Source organism: Demequina litorisediminis (assembly GCF_030161615.1).
Classification (GTDB): Bacteria; Actinomycetota; Actinomycetes; order Actinomycetales; family Demequinaceae; genus Demequina; species Demequina litorisediminis.
The window spans coordinates 742,356-757,234 of the sequence record NZ_BSUN01000001.1; the positions used below are offsets into that span (position 1 = coordinate 742,356).

General features: G+C 68.1%; 14 protein-coding genes and 8 pseudogenes. 5 read left to right on the top strand and 17 right to left on the bottom strand.

Annotation, left to right across the window (positions count from 1 at the left end):
* Positions 1–143: 143 nt before the first annotated feature.
* The 15 genes and pseudogenes from QQK48_RS04525 to QQK48_RS19080 form a co-directional block, all read right to left on the bottom strand.
* Positions 144–911 (bottom strand): adenosine deaminase family protein, encoded by a 768-nt coding sequence (locus QQK48_RS04525; protein WP_348523750.1) that lies wholly within the window; start codon positions 909–911, stop codon positions 144–146.
* Positions 883–1,239, bottom strand: coding sequence for a hypothetical protein (locus QQK48_RS04530; RefSeq protein WP_284327635.1), 357 nt, complete (start codon positions 1,237–1,239; stop codon positions 883–885). The genes QQK48_RS04525 and QQK48_RS04530 overlap by 29 nt, the downstream gene beginning before the upstream one ends.
* 34 nt (positions 1,240–1,273) lie before the next feature.
* Complete coding sequence (locus tag QQK48_RS04535; RefSeq protein ID WP_284327636.1) at positions 1,274–2,275, bottom strand: hypothetical protein; 1,002 nt, start codon at positions 2,273–2,275, stop codon at positions 1,274–1,276.
* 7 nt (positions 2,276–2,282) lie between these two features.
* Positions 2,283–3,593, bottom strand: a pseudogene (locus QQK48_RS04540) (thymidine phosphorylase).
* Positions 3,590–3,992 (bottom strand): annotated as a pseudogene (locus tag QQK48_RS04545) (cytidine deaminase). The pseudogenes QQK48_RS04540 and QQK48_RS04545 overlap by 4 nt, the downstream one beginning before the upstream one ends.
* 11 nt (positions 3,993–4,003) lie before the next feature.
* Complete coding sequence (locus QQK48_RS19055; RefSeq protein WP_348523444.1) at positions 4,004–4,588, bottom strand: ABC transporter permease; 585 nt, start codon at positions 4,586–4,588, stop codon at positions 4,004–4,006.
* A 31-nt stretch (positions 4,589–4,619) separates the two neighbouring features.
* Positions 4,620–4,994: pseudogene (locus QQK48_RS19060) on the bottom strand (ABC transporter permease subunit); the annotation flags it as partial.
* Positions 4,895–5,299 (bottom strand): hypothetical protein, encoded by a 405-nt coding sequence (locus tag QQK48_RS19065; RefSeq protein WP_348523445.1) that lies wholly within the window; start codon positions 5,297–5,299, stop codon positions 4,895–4,897. The gene QQK48_RS19065 and the pseudogene QQK48_RS19060, both read right to left, overlap by 100 nt.
* Positions 5,296–6,126 (bottom strand): ABC transporter permease, encoded by an 831-nt coding sequence (locus tag QQK48_RS04555; RefSeq protein ID WP_348523446.1) that lies wholly within the window; start codon positions 6,124–6,126, stop codon positions 5,296–5,298. The genes QQK48_RS19065 and QQK48_RS04555 overlap by 4 nt, the downstream gene beginning before the upstream one ends.
* A 41-nt stretch (positions 6,127–6,167) precedes the next feature.
* Complete coding sequence (locus QQK48_RS19070; RefSeq protein WP_348523447.1) at positions 6,168–6,512, bottom strand: hypothetical protein; 345 nt, start codon at positions 6,510–6,512, stop codon at positions 6,168–6,170.
* A pseudogene (locus tag QQK48_RS04560) lies at positions 6,509–8,018 on the bottom strand (ABC transporter ATP-binding protein). The gene QQK48_RS19070 and the pseudogene QQK48_RS04560 overlap by 4 nt, the downstream one beginning before the upstream one ends.
* 160 nt (positions 8,019–8,178) lie before the next feature.
* Complete coding sequence (locus tag QQK48_RS19075; RefSeq protein WP_348523448.1) at positions 8,179–8,502, bottom strand: type 1 periplasmic-binding domain-containing protein; 324 nt, start codon at positions 8,500–8,502, stop codon at positions 8,179–8,181.
* A complete protein-coding gene (locus QQK48_RS04565; RefSeq protein ID WP_348523449.1) occupies positions 8,444–9,244 on the bottom strand; it encodes a BMP family ABC transporter substrate-binding protein in 801 nt (266 codons plus the stop codon). The genes QQK48_RS19075 and QQK48_RS04565 overlap by 59 nt, the downstream gene beginning before the upstream one ends.
* A 152-nt stretch (positions 9,245–9,396) precedes the next feature.
* Positions 9,397–10,281 (bottom strand): mannose-1-phosphate guanylyltransferase, encoded by an 885-nt coding sequence (locus tag QQK48_RS04570; protein ID WP_348523450.1) that lies wholly within the window; start codon positions 10,279–10,281, stop codon positions 9,397–9,399.
* Positions 10,229–10,486, bottom strand: a complete 258-nt coding sequence (locus tag QQK48_RS19080) for a sugar phosphate nucleotidyltransferase (protein ID WP_348523451.1) — start codon at positions 10,484–10,486, stop codon at positions 10,229–10,231. The genes QQK48_RS04570 and QQK48_RS19080 overlap by 53 nt, the downstream gene beginning before the upstream one ends.
* A 91-nt stretch (positions 10,487–10,577) precedes the next feature.
* Here QQK48_RS19080 and sdhC point away from each other — a divergent pair, with 91 nt between their 5' ends.
* Positions 10,578–10,913 carry a succinate dehydrogenase, cytochrome b556 subunit gene (gene sdhC / locus QQK48_RS04575; protein ID WP_416814517.1) on the top strand — a complete coding sequence of 112 codons (336 nt, stop codon included), beginning with the start codon at positions 10,578–10,580 and terminating at the stop codon, positions 10,911–10,913.
* 93 nt (positions 10,914–11,006) lie between these two features.
* On the opposite strand, the gene QQK48_RS19085 is transcribed toward sdhC, so the two are convergent.
* Complete coding sequence (locus tag QQK48_RS19085; protein WP_348523452.1) at positions 11,007–11,153, bottom strand: hypothetical protein; 147 nt, start codon at positions 11,151–11,153, stop codon at positions 11,007–11,009.
* Here QQK48_RS19085 and QQK48_RS19090 point away from each other — a divergent pair.
* The 4 pseudogenes from QQK48_RS19090 to QQK48_RS04595 form a co-directional block, all read left to right on the top strand.
* Positions 11,131–11,358: pseudogene (locus QQK48_RS19090) on the top strand (succinate dehydrogenase, hydrophobic membrane anchor protein); the annotation flags it as partial. The gene QQK48_RS19085 and the pseudogene QQK48_RS19090 sit on opposite strands and share 23 nt — an antisense overlap.
* Before the next feature lie 67 nt (positions 11,359–11,425).
* Positions 11,426–12,648 (top strand): annotated as a pseudogene (locus tag QQK48_RS21215) (FAD-binding protein); the annotation flags it as partial.
* 176 nt (positions 12,649–12,824) lie between these two features.
* Positions 12,825–13,088: pseudogene (locus QQK48_RS21220) on the top strand (hypothetical protein); the annotation flags it as partial.
* Positions 13,007–13,960: pseudogene (locus QQK48_RS04595) on the top strand (2Fe-2S iron-sulfur cluster-binding protein); the annotation flags it as partial. The pseudogenes QQK48_RS21220 and QQK48_RS04595, both read left to right, overlap by 82 nt.
* Before the next feature lie 102 nt (positions 13,961–14,062).
* Here the strand turns inward: QQK48_RS04595 and QQK48_RS04600 are convergent.
* Positions 14,063–14,776, bottom strand: a complete 714-nt coding sequence (locus QQK48_RS04600) for a DUF4190 domain-containing protein (RefSeq protein WP_284327638.1) — start codon at positions 14,774–14,776, stop codon at positions 14,063–14,065.
* Between the last annotated feature and the right edge of the window lie 103 nt (positions 14,777–14,879).

The following is a 14,879-nucleotide window of genomic DNA, read 5'->3' on the forward strand; positions in this document are numbered from 1 at the left end:
GCGCCCGGCGCTCAGCGCTCAGTACCGTCAGCGCCCTGAGCGCCCACTGGCAGACAGCCAGAAGCCGGAGCGCGCCCTCAGCGTCCACCAGCGAGCATGTCGCTCTCCGGTGGGCGCTGGGGCGCGCCAGGCGCTGCGACGGGTTACGCCTCGCCGAAGCCGTAGGCCTCGAGGATGGTCTCGGCGAGATCGCCGCGCTCCTCGTAGGGCAGGAAGGCACCCCAGGCGGCGGTCAGCGTCGCCTCGAGCAGGTCCTCCTTGGTCCAGCCAGCCTCGACCAGCACGCCGAACTCGCCCGACATGGACACGCCCGACACCAGGCGGTTGTCGGTATTGATGGTGACCGCGAAGCCCAGGTCACGCAGCGTGTGCATGGGGTGGTTCTCGATCGAGGGCGCCGCGGCGGTCTGCACGTTGGACGTGGGGCAGCACTCGAGCGGGATCTGCTGGTCGAGCGCGTGACGCGCCACGAGACCAAGCGACGGCTCCTCGCCATTGAAGTCCTCAATGTCCTCGTGGATACGCACGCCGTGGCCGATGCGGCGGGCACCCTGGAAGAGCGCCTCACCCACCGAGTCGGCGCCGTCGGCCTCGCCGGCGTGGATGGTGACCGGCATGTGCGCGGCGCGCAGCGCGGTGAACGCGGGTGCGTGGTTGTCCGCGGGGAAGCCGAACTCGGGTCCGGCGATGTCGAAGCCCACGCAGCACTTGTCGCGGTTGACGATGGCCAGCGCGGCGATCTCGGGCGAGCGGTCGAGGTGGCGCATCGCATCGAGGATGGCGCCCACGCGGATGGTGTTGCCCGCCTCGGCCGCCTCCGCGACGCCCTCGTCGATGCCCGCCTGGACGGCCTCGACGACCTCCTGCAGGTCAAGACCGCCCTCAACGTGCTGCTCGGGGGCGTAGCGCAGGCTCGGCGTAGATCACGCCGTCAGCCGCGAGGTCGACCACGGCCTCACGGGCGACGCGTCGCAGGTTGGTAGCGGTCTGCATCACGGCACAGGTGTGGGCGAAGGCCTCCAGGTAGCGCACCAGGTCACCGGAGTTGGCGTTGGTGGCGAAGATCTGGGCGAGGCTCGGCCGGGTCGGTCGAGGAAGGCTCGTGGCCGATCTCGGCGGCGAGGCTCGATGAGGGTCGACGGGCGGAGTCCACCGTCGAGGTGGTCGTGCAACAGGACCTTGGGCAGGGCGACGATCTCGTCGTGGGTGAGGGTCATGGCACCAGGCTAGCCGCGACACCGGGCCGCCGGGAATCGACCGCGAGGAAAGACCTTCAGCGCTTGCGCGGTCGAGGCAGCACCATCCACGACACACGAGTCCAGTGGCCGAGCGCCGGCTCTTTGGGCCCGCCGCCCAGCAGGCGGTCGACCGCGAGGGGCAGCACCCGTCCGGACGATGGCTCGTAGACCTCAAAACCGGCCTCCGTGCGCGCGGTGAGCAGCACCACGTGCCGCGGCACCACGTGATCGAGGCCACCGCTGGAGTCGCCTCCGGTGTACATCGGCACGGGGATACCGTCCCTCAGGGCGGCGGATGCGTGAGCAACGGCGGCCGCCACGCGCTCGCCGTCCGTATCGTCCACCATCGCGCCGCGGAACCGCAGGCCCGCGAACCTGGTGGCGTTGTCGACGCGCCATGGCGGGGTGCCGTAGGCCCGGGGCCACGGCAGCGGGCCGAGCGCCGCGGAGGTCGCTTCGCGGTGGAGGACGCGCTGGAGCGACTGCCACCTCTCCTCGATGGTGCGGGCACCCAGTTCGAGCGCGGCCGCGCATTCGGAGGGCAGATGATCGCCGAGCGAGCGCCCGGTCGCGACCCATGCCGCGACAAAGGGATCGCCGGTCATCAGCATCATCGCCATCACGGCGGCACCGCACGTGGTCTGGTCCACCTGCACCGCGCGGATCGAGCCGAACCGCACCGAGCCGATGCCCGCGCCAGCGGGGTGGCGGATCGTGTCCTTTGCAGTGTCCGGAAGCCGGTGCCACGCCGCGGCAAGGGCCGCGACAGCCGTCAGCGGCGCGCCGCTCGCGGTGGCCCGCTCGATGACCGCCGGATCCTCCCTGGCTCGCTGACCGCCGCCTCGAGGGCCTTGCGGTCGGCGGGTGAGGCAGCGGCAAGGCGACGTTCGTGGATGCGAGCAAAGATGGTGTCGCTCTCGCCACGCACTCCGCGGTCGGCCACCGCGGCGGCGTGAGAGACCGTCTCGGGACGAGCCCACGTCGGGGTCGCTCCGAGCACCCTCGTGGCTTTGGAGGCCAACGAGGTGAGGGTCCATCCCACTGTCAGATCGCCGCCTCGATGCGGTCGAGGACGATCCGGCGTTCCACGGGGGCGTCGCCGATCTCGATCGCGCCCGCTCCCCCGCAGGCCTCGTCGAGTGCCGCGAGGCCGCGCGGCATCCGCGACTCGGTTTCGGTGTGGAGGGTGGCGATGACCTCGCCCGCCTTCACGGTGTCTCCCAGTGTCTTGTGCAGCGTGACGCCCGCCGACACCTGGACCGGGTCCTCCTTGCGGGCGCGGCCAGCGCCCAGGCGCCAGCCGGCGATGCCGAAGCCGAGCGCGTCCACGCGGGTCAGGATGCCGTCGCGGTCGGCGCGGACCTCCTCGACATGCGGCGCCTCGGGCATGACGGCGTCCACGTCGCCGCCCTGGGCCGTGATCATGCGGCGCCACATGTCCATGGCGCGGCCGTCGGCAAGCGCATCGGCCGGGTCCACGCCAGTCACGCCAGCGCCGGCGAGCATCTCGCGCGCCAACTCGACCGTCGGCTCCACCACGTCGGCGGGGCCGCCGCCTGCGAGAACCTCCACCGACTCAGTGACCTCCAGGCCGTTGCCGATGGTGCGTCCCAGCGGGGTCGACATGTCGGTCAGCAGCGCCGAGGTCCGCACCCCGGCGTCCGAGCCAAGGTTGACCATGGTTTCGGCGAGGCTCGCGCGCCTGGTCGATGTCCTTCATGAAGGCGCCGGAGCCGACCTTCACATCCAGCACGAGCACGCCCGTGCCCTCGGCGATCTTCTTCGACATGATCGACGCGGCGATCATGGGGATCGACTCGACCGTTCCGGTGACGTCGCGCAGCGCATAGAGCCTTCTTGTCTGCGGGAGCAAGGCCGGAACCCGCTGCGCAGATCACCGGGCCCACGTCGCGCAGCCTGCGCGTGCATCTCCTCGTTGCTGAGCGCTGCGCGCCAGCCGGGGATCGACTCGAGCTTGTCGAGGGTTCCTCCGGTGTGCCCGAGTCCGCGGCCCGAGAGCCGAGGCACGGCGACGCCGTAGACGGCGACCAGGGGTGCCAGCGGGAGGGTGATCTTGTCACCCACTCCGCCCGTCGAGTGCTTGTCCGCGGTGGGCCTGCCGAGACCCGAGAAGTCCAGCCGCTCGCCCGTGGCGATCATGGCGGCCGTCCAGCGTGCGATCTCGGTGCGCGACATGCCGCGCTGCAGGATCGCCATGGCGAGAGAACTCATCTGCTCGTCGGCCACCACCCCACGCGTGTAGGCGTCGACCACCCAGTCGATCTGGTCGTCGCTGAGGGTGCCGCCATCGCGCTTGACGCGAATGACGTCCACGGCGTCGTGTCGCTCGGTCACTTGGCCTTCTCCAGATCCTCCGGCCCGAATGCGCCGGGCAGGAACTCGTCCATCGTCATGATGCCCGCTGCGGTCTCGACCAGCAGCGAGCGGCCGCCGTGCTCAAAGAGCAACTGACGGCATCGGCCACACGGGGCGAGCACCTCGCCGTCGCCGCCCACACACGTGAACGCGACAAGGCGGGAGCCCGCACCATCCGTGTGGAGCCTTCGACACGAGCGCGCACTCGGCACACAGCGTCAGTCCATAGGAGGCGTTCTCCACGTTGGCGCCGATGACGATCTCACCGGTATCGGTCAGCGCCGCCACCCCCACGGGGAAGTGCGAGTACGGCACGTAGGCGCGGGTGGTCGCCTCGCGCGCTGCGGAACGCAGGGCGTCCCAGTCAATCTCGGGCACAGCAAACCTTCTTACTTCTTGTACGGCGTGCCCTCGGCGGCAGGCGGGCGTGAGTGGCCCACCAGGCCTGCGACGGCAAAGATGGTCGCGAGGTACGGGAACATCGCGAGGAACTGCGAGGGGATGTCGGAGCCGATGATGCCCAACTGCACCCTCAGCGCGTCGGCGAAGCCGAACAGCAGCGCTGCGGCGAGGGCACCACGGGGGCTCCAGCGGCCCAGGATCATCGCGGCGAGCGCGATGTAGCCCTTGCCCGAGGTCATCTCCTTGCCGAAGGCCAGTCCAGAGGCGACGGTGAAGAACGCTCCACCGAGGCCGGCGATGGCACCACCGAGGATGGTGTTGCGCACGCGAGTGCGGTTGACCTTGATACCGACGGTGTCCGCGGCCTTGGGGTGCTCGCCGACGGCGCGCACACGCAGACCCCAGCGCGACTTGAACAGCATGATCTGGAACACGATGACGACCGCGTACATCGCGTACACCAGGAGGTTCTGGTCGAACAGGACGGGGCCGATCACGGGAATGGTCGACAGCAGCGGGATCGGCAGGTCGGGAAGCCCCATCGCCTGGTTGAGGTTGCCGTTGTCCGTCATCACGGTGGAGTAGAAGAAGGCTGGTGAGACCCACCACGAGCATGTTCAGCACCACGCCGACCACGATCTGGTTGACCCAGTACTTGGTGGCGAAGACGGCGAGCACCGCTCCCACGAGCGCGCCAGCGAGCGGGGCGGCGATAAGCCCCACATAGGCGTTGCCGACCATGGAGGCGAGCAAGGCTGCGAGGAAGGCGCCGGCCAGGAGTTGGCCCTCGATGGCGATGTTGACGATGCCGGACCGCTCGCACAAAGTGCCTGCGAGGGCACCAAAGATGAGCGGCACGGCAAGGAACAGGGCGGACGTCAAGAGACCGGTGAGTGAATGCTGGTGCTGTCGCGTCCGGCTCCGGCCCAGGTGAGCAGGGATCCCATGACCGCCATCGCGTAGACGATGGGAAGCCACAGGCCCGGCTTGCGGTACTGGTTCGCGAGGAACGCAGAGTAGCCGGCGAGCGCCAGCGCGACCACCGCGAGCAGGATAGCGGCGATCTTGGACGGAACGCTGAGCGTGGGGAGGTGAACGAAGTCGGACGAGGTGGCGACCGAGAAGGTGGTCTCGGTGCCGGACGGAGTGCCGATACCGAACACCAGCAGCGCGATAACGGCGACGATTCCGAGGCCGATGGGGCCCTTCCAGGACTTGGTGCGCAGCACATCCTCTGGCATGGCGTCACTAGGGGCGCCGGGGGCGACGGTCGTGGTGGTCATGCCGCCACCTCCTTCTCGTGGGCGGGGGCCGGCAGGCGGAAGATCGACCTCACCAGCGGCGGTGCCGCAATGAAGAGGACGATCGTCGCCTGGATGACGAAGACGATGTCGACGGGGAGGCCCGCCTGCACCTGAAGCGTGGGGCCGGAGGCCTTGAGGCCACCAAAGAGGATGGCCGCGAGGACGGTACCGACGGGCCGTGACCGGCCCAGCAATGCGACGGTGATCGCGTCGAATCCGATGGATCCTGCCGTCGACAACGTCAGGTTCTTTTCGGTGCCCAGCACCTGCGCGGAGCCAGCAAGACCAGCAAGCGCACCGGCCACCACCATCACCAGCACGGTCGCCTTGGCGACGTTCATTCCCGCGGTACGCGCGGCATTCGGGTTGGCGCCCACGGCACGGAACTCGAAGCCGAGAGTCGAGCGCTCCATGAGCCACCACACGCCGCCAGCACAGACGAGGGCCAGCACGAAGCCCCAGTGCAGGGGGAACTGCTCCCCCAAGAGCAGCGGGTACTGCGCGCTTTCATCGACGAACGGCGAGATGGGGTTGTCCTGGCCCTCGCGCTGGAAGGCGTCGAGCGACAACAGATATGCGACAAGGTTGAGGGCGACGTAGTTGAGCATGATCGTCACGATCACCTCGTGAGCTCCGGTCTTCGCCTTGAGGATGCCGGGGATGAAGCCCCAGATGGCACCGCCAAGGGCGCAGCCGAGGACGGCGACAACGAGGTGCAGTCCCATCGGCAGGTGCCAGGCGAAACCGACCCAGGCACCGAGGAACGAGCCCATGATGATCTGGCCCTGGGCGCCGATGTTGAACATGCCCGCGCGGAAGCCGATGCCGAGACCGAGGCCGGCGAAGATCAGGGGGTCGCCTGGGTCAGCGTCTGGGTGAAGGGCTTGATCTGCCCGGCGAACGAGTCGACGTTCGGGTTGTACACGGCACCCTGGAACATCGCGACATACGCGCCGGAGACCGCCTCCCAGATCGCCGAGAGCGTGTCGCCCGGGCGCGAGAAGAAGTACGCAGAAGCCTCGCGCACCTGGTCATCAGCGAAGGCGATGAGGACGGCACCGATGAGCATCGCGGCCACGATCGCCATGATGACCACGAGCGTCGAGCTCTCGAGGATCTCGCGCAGCACCTGGCGTGCGCGGCTGGGGGTTGCGGGCTGCTGCTGCGCCTCGGTTTCAGTCGTGGCGCTCACGCGGCCTCCTCCTCATGGGCTCCGGCCATCATGAGGCCGAGGGTGTCGCGGTCGGTGTCGGGAGCCACGATGTCGACGATGCGACCGTGGTACATCACCGCGATGCGGTCGGCGAGGGCGTAGACCTCGTCGAGTTCGGAGGCGACGATGAGCACCGCGGCGCCCTTGTCCCGCTCTTCGATGATGCGCTTGTGGACAAACTCAATGGACCCCACGTCGAGGCCGCGGGTGGGCTGCGATGCGATCAGGAGCCTTCAGGTCGCGTGCGAGCTCGCGCGCGAGCACCACCTTCTGCTGATTACCGCCCGAGAGCGACCCGGCGAGGGCCTCCGCCGAGGTGGTGCGCACGTCGAACCGCTGCACCTGCTCATCGGCGTTCTTCGCAGCGAACCTCGAGTCGATGGCGCCGGCCTTGGAGTACGGCGCCTTGTCATACAGGTCGAGGATCAGGTTGTTGGTGATCGTGAAGTCGGCCACGATACCGTCCTCGGTCCGGTCCTCGGGCACAAAGCCGATGCCCGAGTCGAGCGCCTGGCGGATGGTCAGGCCGGTGAGCGCGCCGCCATCCAGCGTCACGCTGCCCTCTGCGGCCGGAACGATGCCGACGATAGCCTCGGCGAGTTCGGTCTGGCCGTTGCCCTGGACACCGGCGACGGCGAGGATCTCGCCCGCGCGGATCTCGAAGGACACGGAATCGAGGTGCTTCACGCGCGTCGCGGGGTCCACCACGGACAGGCCGTCGACCACGAGCATGGGCGCGCCGGGCTGGGCGGCGTCCTTCGACACGGTCATGGAGACGTCGCGTCCCACCATGAGCGAGGCGAGTTCCTCCTGCGACGCGGTGGGTTCGGCCGTGCCGACGACCTTGCCGCGACGAATCACGGTGATGTGGTCGGCGATCGCTTTGACCTCGCGCAGGCTTGTGGGTGATGAGGACCACGGCGGTGCCCGCGTCGCGGAGCCTGGCCGATGATGGTCAGGAGTTCGTCCGTTTCCTGCGGGGTGAGCACGGCGGTGGGCTCATCAAGAATCAGCACCTTGGCGTCCTGAGACAGCGCCTTGATGATCTCCACGCGCTGCTGCGCTCCGACGGACAGGTCCTCGATGACGGCGTCCGGATCGATGTGGAAGCCAAACTTGTCCGAGATCTCCTTGACGCGGGCGCGGGCCGAGGCGAGATCGAGGAGCCTTGGCGGGACCGCGGACCTCCTCGTGGCCCAGCATCACCGACTCTGCGACGGTGAAGACCGGCACCAACATGAAGTGCTGGTGCACCATGCCGATGCCCGCTGCCATCGCGTCACCCGGACCGGCGAACACGACCGGCTCGTCGTCGAGCGCGATGGTGCCGCCGTCGGCGTCGTAGAGGCCGAACAGCACATTCATGAGGGTCGACTTGCCCGCGCCGTTCTCGCCGAGCAGGGCGTGCACCGTTCCTGGTTCGACCACCAAGTCAATACTGTCGTTCGCCGTGAAGTCCCCGAACTTCTTGGTGATGCCCCGCAGGCTCCAGTTTCACGCCCGATGTCCCTTCTTGGGCCGCGACACCGCGACCGCCTTTTCAAGTCAAGCACGAGGGGCGTGCCGCGTCCACGCGGCACGCCCCTTTCTTGGGGCTCACACCCCTGGTATTGCTCGTTACTCGGCGGCGCCAGACGCCTCGATGTCACCGGCGATGATGCCGGCCTTGATCTCGTCCAGCCTGCGCGAGGACCTCATCGGAGACGGTGCCCTCGGCGAAGTCGGCCACGCCGACGCCCTCGTTCTCGAGCGTGCCCACGTAGGGCTCGGCCGAGAAGCCGGTGTCAGCCGACTCGGCGATGGTGTCGAAGACCGAGTTGGCGATGTTCTTCAGCACCGAGGTGAAGGTCACGTCGGCGTAGTCAGCGGCGGACTGGGTCCAGTCGGAGTCCACACCGATCAGCCAGGCGTCACCTGCCGACTGGATGGCGGACGCGGCGCCGAGGCCCACGGGGCCTGCGACGGGCATGATGATGTCCGCACCCTGGTCGAGCCTGGCCCTGCGCCAGGTTCTGGCCGGCGGGCTGGTCGGAGAAGTTGCCGACGAAGGAGTCCATGCCGATGACCGACACGTCGGTGTCGTTCTGCTCGTTGTAGTAGTCCACGCCCGCCTGGTAGCCGGTCATGAAGATGGTGACGGAGGGAATCTCCATGCCGCCGAAGGTGCCGACGGTGCCGGTCTTGGTGGCCGATGCCGCGGCGTAGCCGGCGAGGAACGCAGCCTCGTCGGTTTCGAAGGTGAGCGGCTTGATGTTCGGGGCGTCGATGTTGCCGTCGAAGTCGTTGTCGGCGAGGTCATCGATGATCGCGAAGTGGACATCGGGGTTCGCCAGCGCGGCGTCGACCGTCGCGACCGACAGGTTGAAGCCCACGGAGATGATGAGGTCACAGCCAGCGGCGACCTGAGCGCTGAGGTTGTTCGGGTAGTCGCTCTCCGAGGTGGACTCGGCGACAGCGATCTCGACACCCAACTCCGACTCGGCGCGGGTCAGACCCTCGTAGCCCGACTGGTTGAACGACTTGTCGTCGAATCCACCCTCGTCGGAAACCATGCAGGCCTTGAAGTCGACGGGCTCGACGGCCGGCGCGGACGACTCAGATGCGGTGGCGGTCGGGGTGTCGCTGGTCTCGTCCTCGGGGGCCGAAGCACACGCGGCGAGCGCGAGCGCGGACACTGCGGCGAGCGCGCCGACACGGATCGTGGTCTTCATGAGATTTTCCTCACTTGTCGTGCCTGTAGGGGTACGCCAGGCTGGTGCGTTGTCGCCCATGCTACGGCTGTCCATGTTTCGGAGCAGCGTGGCTATGTTGCGTTCAGGCTACGGTTCGGTATCAATCTGTCCTGGTACGCGGGATCCACGCGTCACTGCGGTAGGGCGACGTCCTTCACGCGCTGCGCGGCGGGCCGTCGCGTCACCAAAATCGCCTCATCGGTCTCGACCACCACGGCGTCGGAGATGCCGACCACCGCCAGCGGCTTGGTTCCGCCCACCACCACGGCACCGTCGGCGTCGACGAGAGACACGGGTGACGTGCGGCCGATGCGGATGGCGCCATCGTCTCCGGCCTTGAGGAGCGAGGCGAGCGAGTCGAAGTCGCCGACGTCATGCCAGGCGAAGTCGCCCGGCACCATGGCGACGCCGCCTTCGGCCGCCACCGGCTCCGCGATCGCGTGGTCGATGGCGATCTTGGTCAGGGTGGGCCACACGCGCGCCAGCACTTGGTCGCGCTCGGGACGGTCCCACGCGGCCGCGATCTCGCGCACGCCGGTCGCCAGGGTGGGCTGGAGGCGCGAGAGGTGCGCAAGGAGCACCGACGTCGAGACCACGAACATGCCCGCATTCCACGAGTAGCCGCCCTCGTCGAGCATCGCGGTGGCGGTCTCCTCGTCGGGCTTCTCGGTGAAGGCCTCCACCGCGAAGGCACCCGGGGCCTCCGCGAGCCCCGCTCCGGCCTTGATGTAACCGAACGCGCTCGACGGAGAATCGGGAGTAATGCCGATGGTGACGACCTTGCCCGTGCGGGCCGCCTCGACGGCCGTGCGGACGGCGTCCCGGAAGGGCCCGGCATCGGGAATCACGTGGTCCGCGGCGAAGGACGCCATGATGCGTTCGCCGTGGCGGGCCTCGATCACGGCCGCGGCCAGGGCGATCGCTGCCATCGAGTCCCGCGGGCTGGGCTCGGCGATGATCGCCTCACGGCCCACCTGCGGAAGCCTGCGCGGCCACAGCATCGGCGTGGCGCTCACCGGTGACCACCACCACGTCGTCCGTCAACGGCGCAAGCCGCGCCACCGTGTCCTGGATGAGGGTCGCGCCGGTGTCGAGCAGGTCGATGAGGAACTTGGGGCGCGTGGGCTGCGACAGCGGCCACAGGCGCGAACCGACTCCACCGGCAGGCACCACCGCCACTAGATCGTGTACGAAATCATTGGGGGTGGCCTCGGCTGTCATGCGACCACATTAGGATGGGTCGCGGAATCCCGGAACCATCGAAGGAGTCTCCGTGTCGCCAGCGACGACGCTGTACAGGGGCCACGAGGGGATGTGGATGTGGGTGGTGCATCGCACCACCGGCGTCGCAATCTTCTTCTTTCTGCTCGTCCACGTCCTCGACACCGCGCTTGTGCGCGTGTCCCCCGAGGCATATAACGAGGTCATCGGCTCATACAAGACACCGCTCTACGCGATCGTCGAGGCCGGCCTTGTCGCCGCCATCGCGCTGCACGCGCTGAATGGCCTGCGCGTTATCGCCGTCGACCGGTCCACCTGGGCGCTGCGTCACCAGAAGATGCTCGTGTGGTGGGTGTGGATCGGCTTCGCCGTCATCATGCTCGGCTTCCTGCCGCGCCACCTGATGCACGCCTTCGGAGGTGCATGATGAGCACCGCTCCCGAGCTCGGCCCCCAAGCGTCCCGTCAGCCACTCGACGCTCGGCCGCGCCCAGCGCTGGTCGTGGGTCTTCCAGCGCGTGTCAGGCGTCATCCTCATTGTGCTGATCTTCACTCACCTCTTCATCAACCTGTGGTGGGGCGACGGCATCAACCAGATCGACTTCGCGTTCGTCGCGGGCAAGGCTCGCCAACCCGTTCTGGCAGTGGTTCGACTTCGCGATGCTCACGCTTGCGATGATCCACGGCGCCAACGGCATGCGCATGATCATCGACGACTATGCGCGCAGCCCGTGGATGCGCACCACGCTTCAGTGGGCGCTGCGCATCGCCACCTTGGTGATCATCGTGCTCGGCACCCTGGTGCTGTTCACGTTCGACCCCTGCCCAGCGGACGCCGACCCGTCGCTGCTTCCGACTTTCTGCTTCGAGTAACAGAGGAGAACCCGTGGCTATCGAGCACGAGTACGACGTCGTCATTGTGGGTGCCGGCGGCGCTGGCATGCGCGCGGCGCTGGAGAGCCTCCCAGCGAGCCCGCACGGCCGTCATCACCAAGCCTGTACCCCACCCGCTCGCACACGGGCGCGGCCCAGGGCGGCATGGCGGCGGCCCTCGCCAACGTCGAGGACGACAACGCCGAGTGGCACACCTTCGACACCGTCAAGGGTGGCGATTACCTGGTCGATCAGGATGCCGCGGAGATCCTGTGCAACGAGGCCATCGACGCGGTCCTTGACCTCGAGAAGATGGGCCTGCCGTTTAACCGCACGCCCGAGGGCAAGGTCGACCAGCGCCGCTTTGGCGGCCACACCCGCGGCCACGGCGAGGCGCCCGTGCGTCGCGCCTGCTACGCCGCCGACCGCACCGGCCACATGATCCTGCAGACGCTGTACCAACAGTGCATCAAGCAGGAGGTCGAGTTTTTCAACGAGTTCTACGCGCTCGACCTGATCCTGGACTCCGACCCGCAGGCTGCGGGCGAGGACGGCGAGGTCTCGGCCGCTGGCGTCATCGCCTACTCGCTCGCCTCCGGCGAGGTCCACACCTTCCGCGCTAAGTCGATCATCTTCGCCACGGGCGGCGCGGGCAAGGTCTTCAAGACCACCTCGAACGCCCACACCCTCACGGGCGACGGCATGGGCATCGCGCTGCGCGCGGGCATCCCGCTGGAGGACATGGAGTTCTTCCAGTTCCACCCGACAGGCCTCGCGGGGCTCGGCATTTTGCTGTCCGAGGCGGCGCGCGGCGAGGGCGGCATCCTGCGCAACTCGGAGGGCGAGCGTTTCATGGAGCGCTACGCCCCCACCATCAAGGATCTCGCTCCGCGTGACATGGTCGCGCGCGCGATGGCGAATGAGGTGCGCGAGGGCGCGGCTGCGGCCCCCACAAGGACTACGTCCTGCTCGACCTCACCCACCTCGAGCCCGCGCACATCGACGAGAAGGCGCCGGACATCACCGAGTTCGCGCGCACCTACCTCGGCGTCGAGCCTTATACGGAGCCGGTGCCGGTGTTCCCCACCGCTCACTACGCGATGGGTGGCATCCCCACCAACGTCCAGGGCGAGGTGCTGCGCGACAACACGCACATCATCAAGGGCCTGTACGCGGCCGGCGAGTGTGCGTGCGTCTCGGTGCACGGCGCCAACCGCCTCGGCACCAACTCGCTACTCGACATCAACGTCTTTGGACGTCGCGCGGGCATCGCCGCCGCTGAGTACGCCAACGGCCTGGCGGAGGCCCCCGCCCTCCCGGCCGATGCCTCGGCTCGCCTTGAGGAGACGGTCGCCTCTCTGCGCAGCACTGTGGGCAGTGACAAGACCGAGCGCGTCGCTCAGTTGCGCAAGGAACTGCAGGAGACCATGGACCGCAACGTTCAGGTGTTCCGCACCGCGGAGTCACTGGCCGAGGCGCACGCCGTGGTGAAGGACCTCCAGGAGCGCTATCAGAGCATCGCCATCCACGACCGCGGCACTCGGTTCAACACGGACCTGCTCGAGGCCATCGAGCCTGGGCTTCCTGCTGGAGCCTGTCCGAGGTGGTCGTCGCGGGCGCCGAGTCCCGCAAGGAGTCGCGTGGCGGCCACTACCGTGAGGACTTCCCGACGCGTGACGACGAGAACTTCATGCAGCACACCATGGCCTACAAGCGCGCCGACGGCACCGTCGAGCCTGGACTGGAAGCCCGTCGTGGTGACCAAGTACCAGCCGATGGAGCGCAAGTACTAAGGGAGGGCACCGACATGACCGCAACCGCAGACGCACCCGCCGAGGTGGGCACCATCCCGTCGATGACGGTGACCCTGAAGATCCTGCGCTTCGACCCTGACGGCCTCGACGGCCGTGAGCCCGGCACGGAGTACTGGGAGGAGTTCCAGGTCGAGGCTCATGCCACGGACCGCGTGCTCGACGCCCTGCACAAGATCAAGTGGGACCAGGACGGCTCGCTCGCGTTCCGCCGCTCGTGCGCGCACGGCGTGTGCGGCTCGGACGCCATGCGCATCAACGCCCGCAACCGCCTGGCCTGCAAGACGCTGCTCAAGGACCTCAACCCGGCACGTCCCATCACCGTCGAGCCTCTCAAGGGCCTGCCGGTCGAGAAGGACCTCATCGTCGACATGGAGCCGTTCTTCGCCTCCTACCGCGAGATCATGCCGTTCCTCATGACCAGCGGCCCTACGCCCGAGCGCGAGCGTCTCCAGTCGCCCGAGGACCGCGCCAAGTTCGATGACACCACCAAGTGCATCCTGTGCGCGGCGTGCACCACGAGCCTGCCCCGTGTTTTGGACCGACGGCCAGTACTTCGGGCCCCAGGCCATCGTGGGTGCCCACCGTTTCATCTTCGACTCGCGCGACGAGGGCGAGTGGGACCGTCTCGAGATCCTCAACGACAAGGCGGGCGTGTGGAAGTGCCGCACGGCCTTCAACTGCACCGAGGCCTGCCCGCGCGGCATCGAGGTGACCAAGGCCATCTCCGAGGTCAAGAAGGCGTTGACCACCGGCGAGATCTAGGTCTTCGGCCGCGACTGGCGTCGTGACGCAGACAGTCGTGACACACGCCTCCGCTAGACAGACAGAAGGGTGGTGCCCCGTCGGGGCACCACCCTTCTGCATTGCGGTCAGGCTTCAGCGGCGAACGATCACCACTGGTCGTCGGGGTTGCAGTACAGGCGGCCCGTCGGCATGCCTCGCCCGCCGCAGTCGGACGCAAACTGCTCGTACTCCGAGCCGTACGTGCTCGCCCAGTACAGGTCGTCACACGCGACGTCGTCTCCCGCTCCGCACTGGTCGTACAGTGCATCGAGTTCCGGGTCGTCGCCGTAGTTCTGGGCGTCGTAGTTGACGTCGTAGTCCCAGCCATCGACAGTGCCGTCTTCGATGCTCTGCTGGATCCCGTCGGCAACGTCGAGACTTGCGACGATGACGCCGGTAATCACCGCGGTCCATGCGATGGTCGCGATGATGCCAAGGACCAGGCCGGTCACGGCCATCCAGGTGCCCTTGCGGACCGCCTGCGCCGTGCGACGCATGCCCACGGCGCCGAGGACGATGGCGACGAACGCGAAGCCGAGCAGGCCCGTGACGAGCGCGGCGATCGACACACCGTCAAAGCCAGCGGGGCGGGAGGCGCCGGAGGTGTTCTGGCCGTATGCCTGGCTCCCAGCGGGAGCGGCATACGGGGGATGCGCGGCGTAGGCGGGAGGCGCGTATCCGTTGTCGCCCGCCGAGGCCTGCGAGGCATCGGCCGTGCCGTAGGAGTTCTGGGTGTACTGCGGCTGCTGAGCAGCGGCGTCCGTCTGCGGCGCCCAGGAGGGTGCCGGGGCGGCACCATACGGAGCGGGCGTGGTCGGCATCGGCTCCGTGGCGGGAAGGCTCGGCGCCGTTCAAGGAGCCGGACGAAGGGTTCTTGAACGGATCGGTGTCGGACACGCAATTCTCCTCAGGAAGATGGGATGG

Coding starts and splice junctions, on each gene's coding strand:
- QQK48_RS04535 (WP_284327636.1), bottom strand. CDS start 2,275: ATGGACCCTCACCTCGTTGGCCTCCAAAGCCACGAGGGTGCTCGGAGC.
- QQK48_RS19055 (WP_348523444.1), bottom strand. CDS start 4,588: ATGACGGACAACGGCAACCTCAACCAGGCGATGGGGCTTCCCGACCTG.
- QQK48_RS19065 (WP_348523445.1), bottom strand. CDS start 5,299: ATGACCACCACGACCGTCGCCCCCGGCGCCCCTAGTGACGCCATGCCA.
- QQK48_RS04555 (WP_348523446.1), bottom strand. CDS start 6,126: ATGTTCAACATCGGCGCCCAGGGCCAGATCATCATGGGCTCGTTCCTC.
- QQK48_RS19075 (WP_348523448.1), bottom strand. CDS start 8,502: ATGCCCGTCGCAGGCCCCGTGGGCCTCGGCGCCGCGTCCGCCATCCAG.
- QQK48_RS04565 (WP_348523449.1), bottom strand. CDS start 9,244: ATGAAGACCACGATCCGTGTCGGCGCGCTCGCCGCAGTGTCCGCGCTC.
- QQK48_RS19080 (WP_348523451.1), bottom strand. CDS start 10,486: ATGACAGCCGAGGCCACCCCCAATGATTTCGTACACGATCTAGTGGCG.
- sdhC (WP_416814517.1), top strand. CDS start 10,578: ATGTGGATGTGGGTGGTGCATCGCACCACCGGCGTCGCAATCTTCTTC.
- QQK48_RS04600 (WP_284327638.1), bottom strand. CDS start 14,776: ATGCCGACCACGCCCGCTCCGTATGGTGCCGCCCCGGCACCCTCCTGG.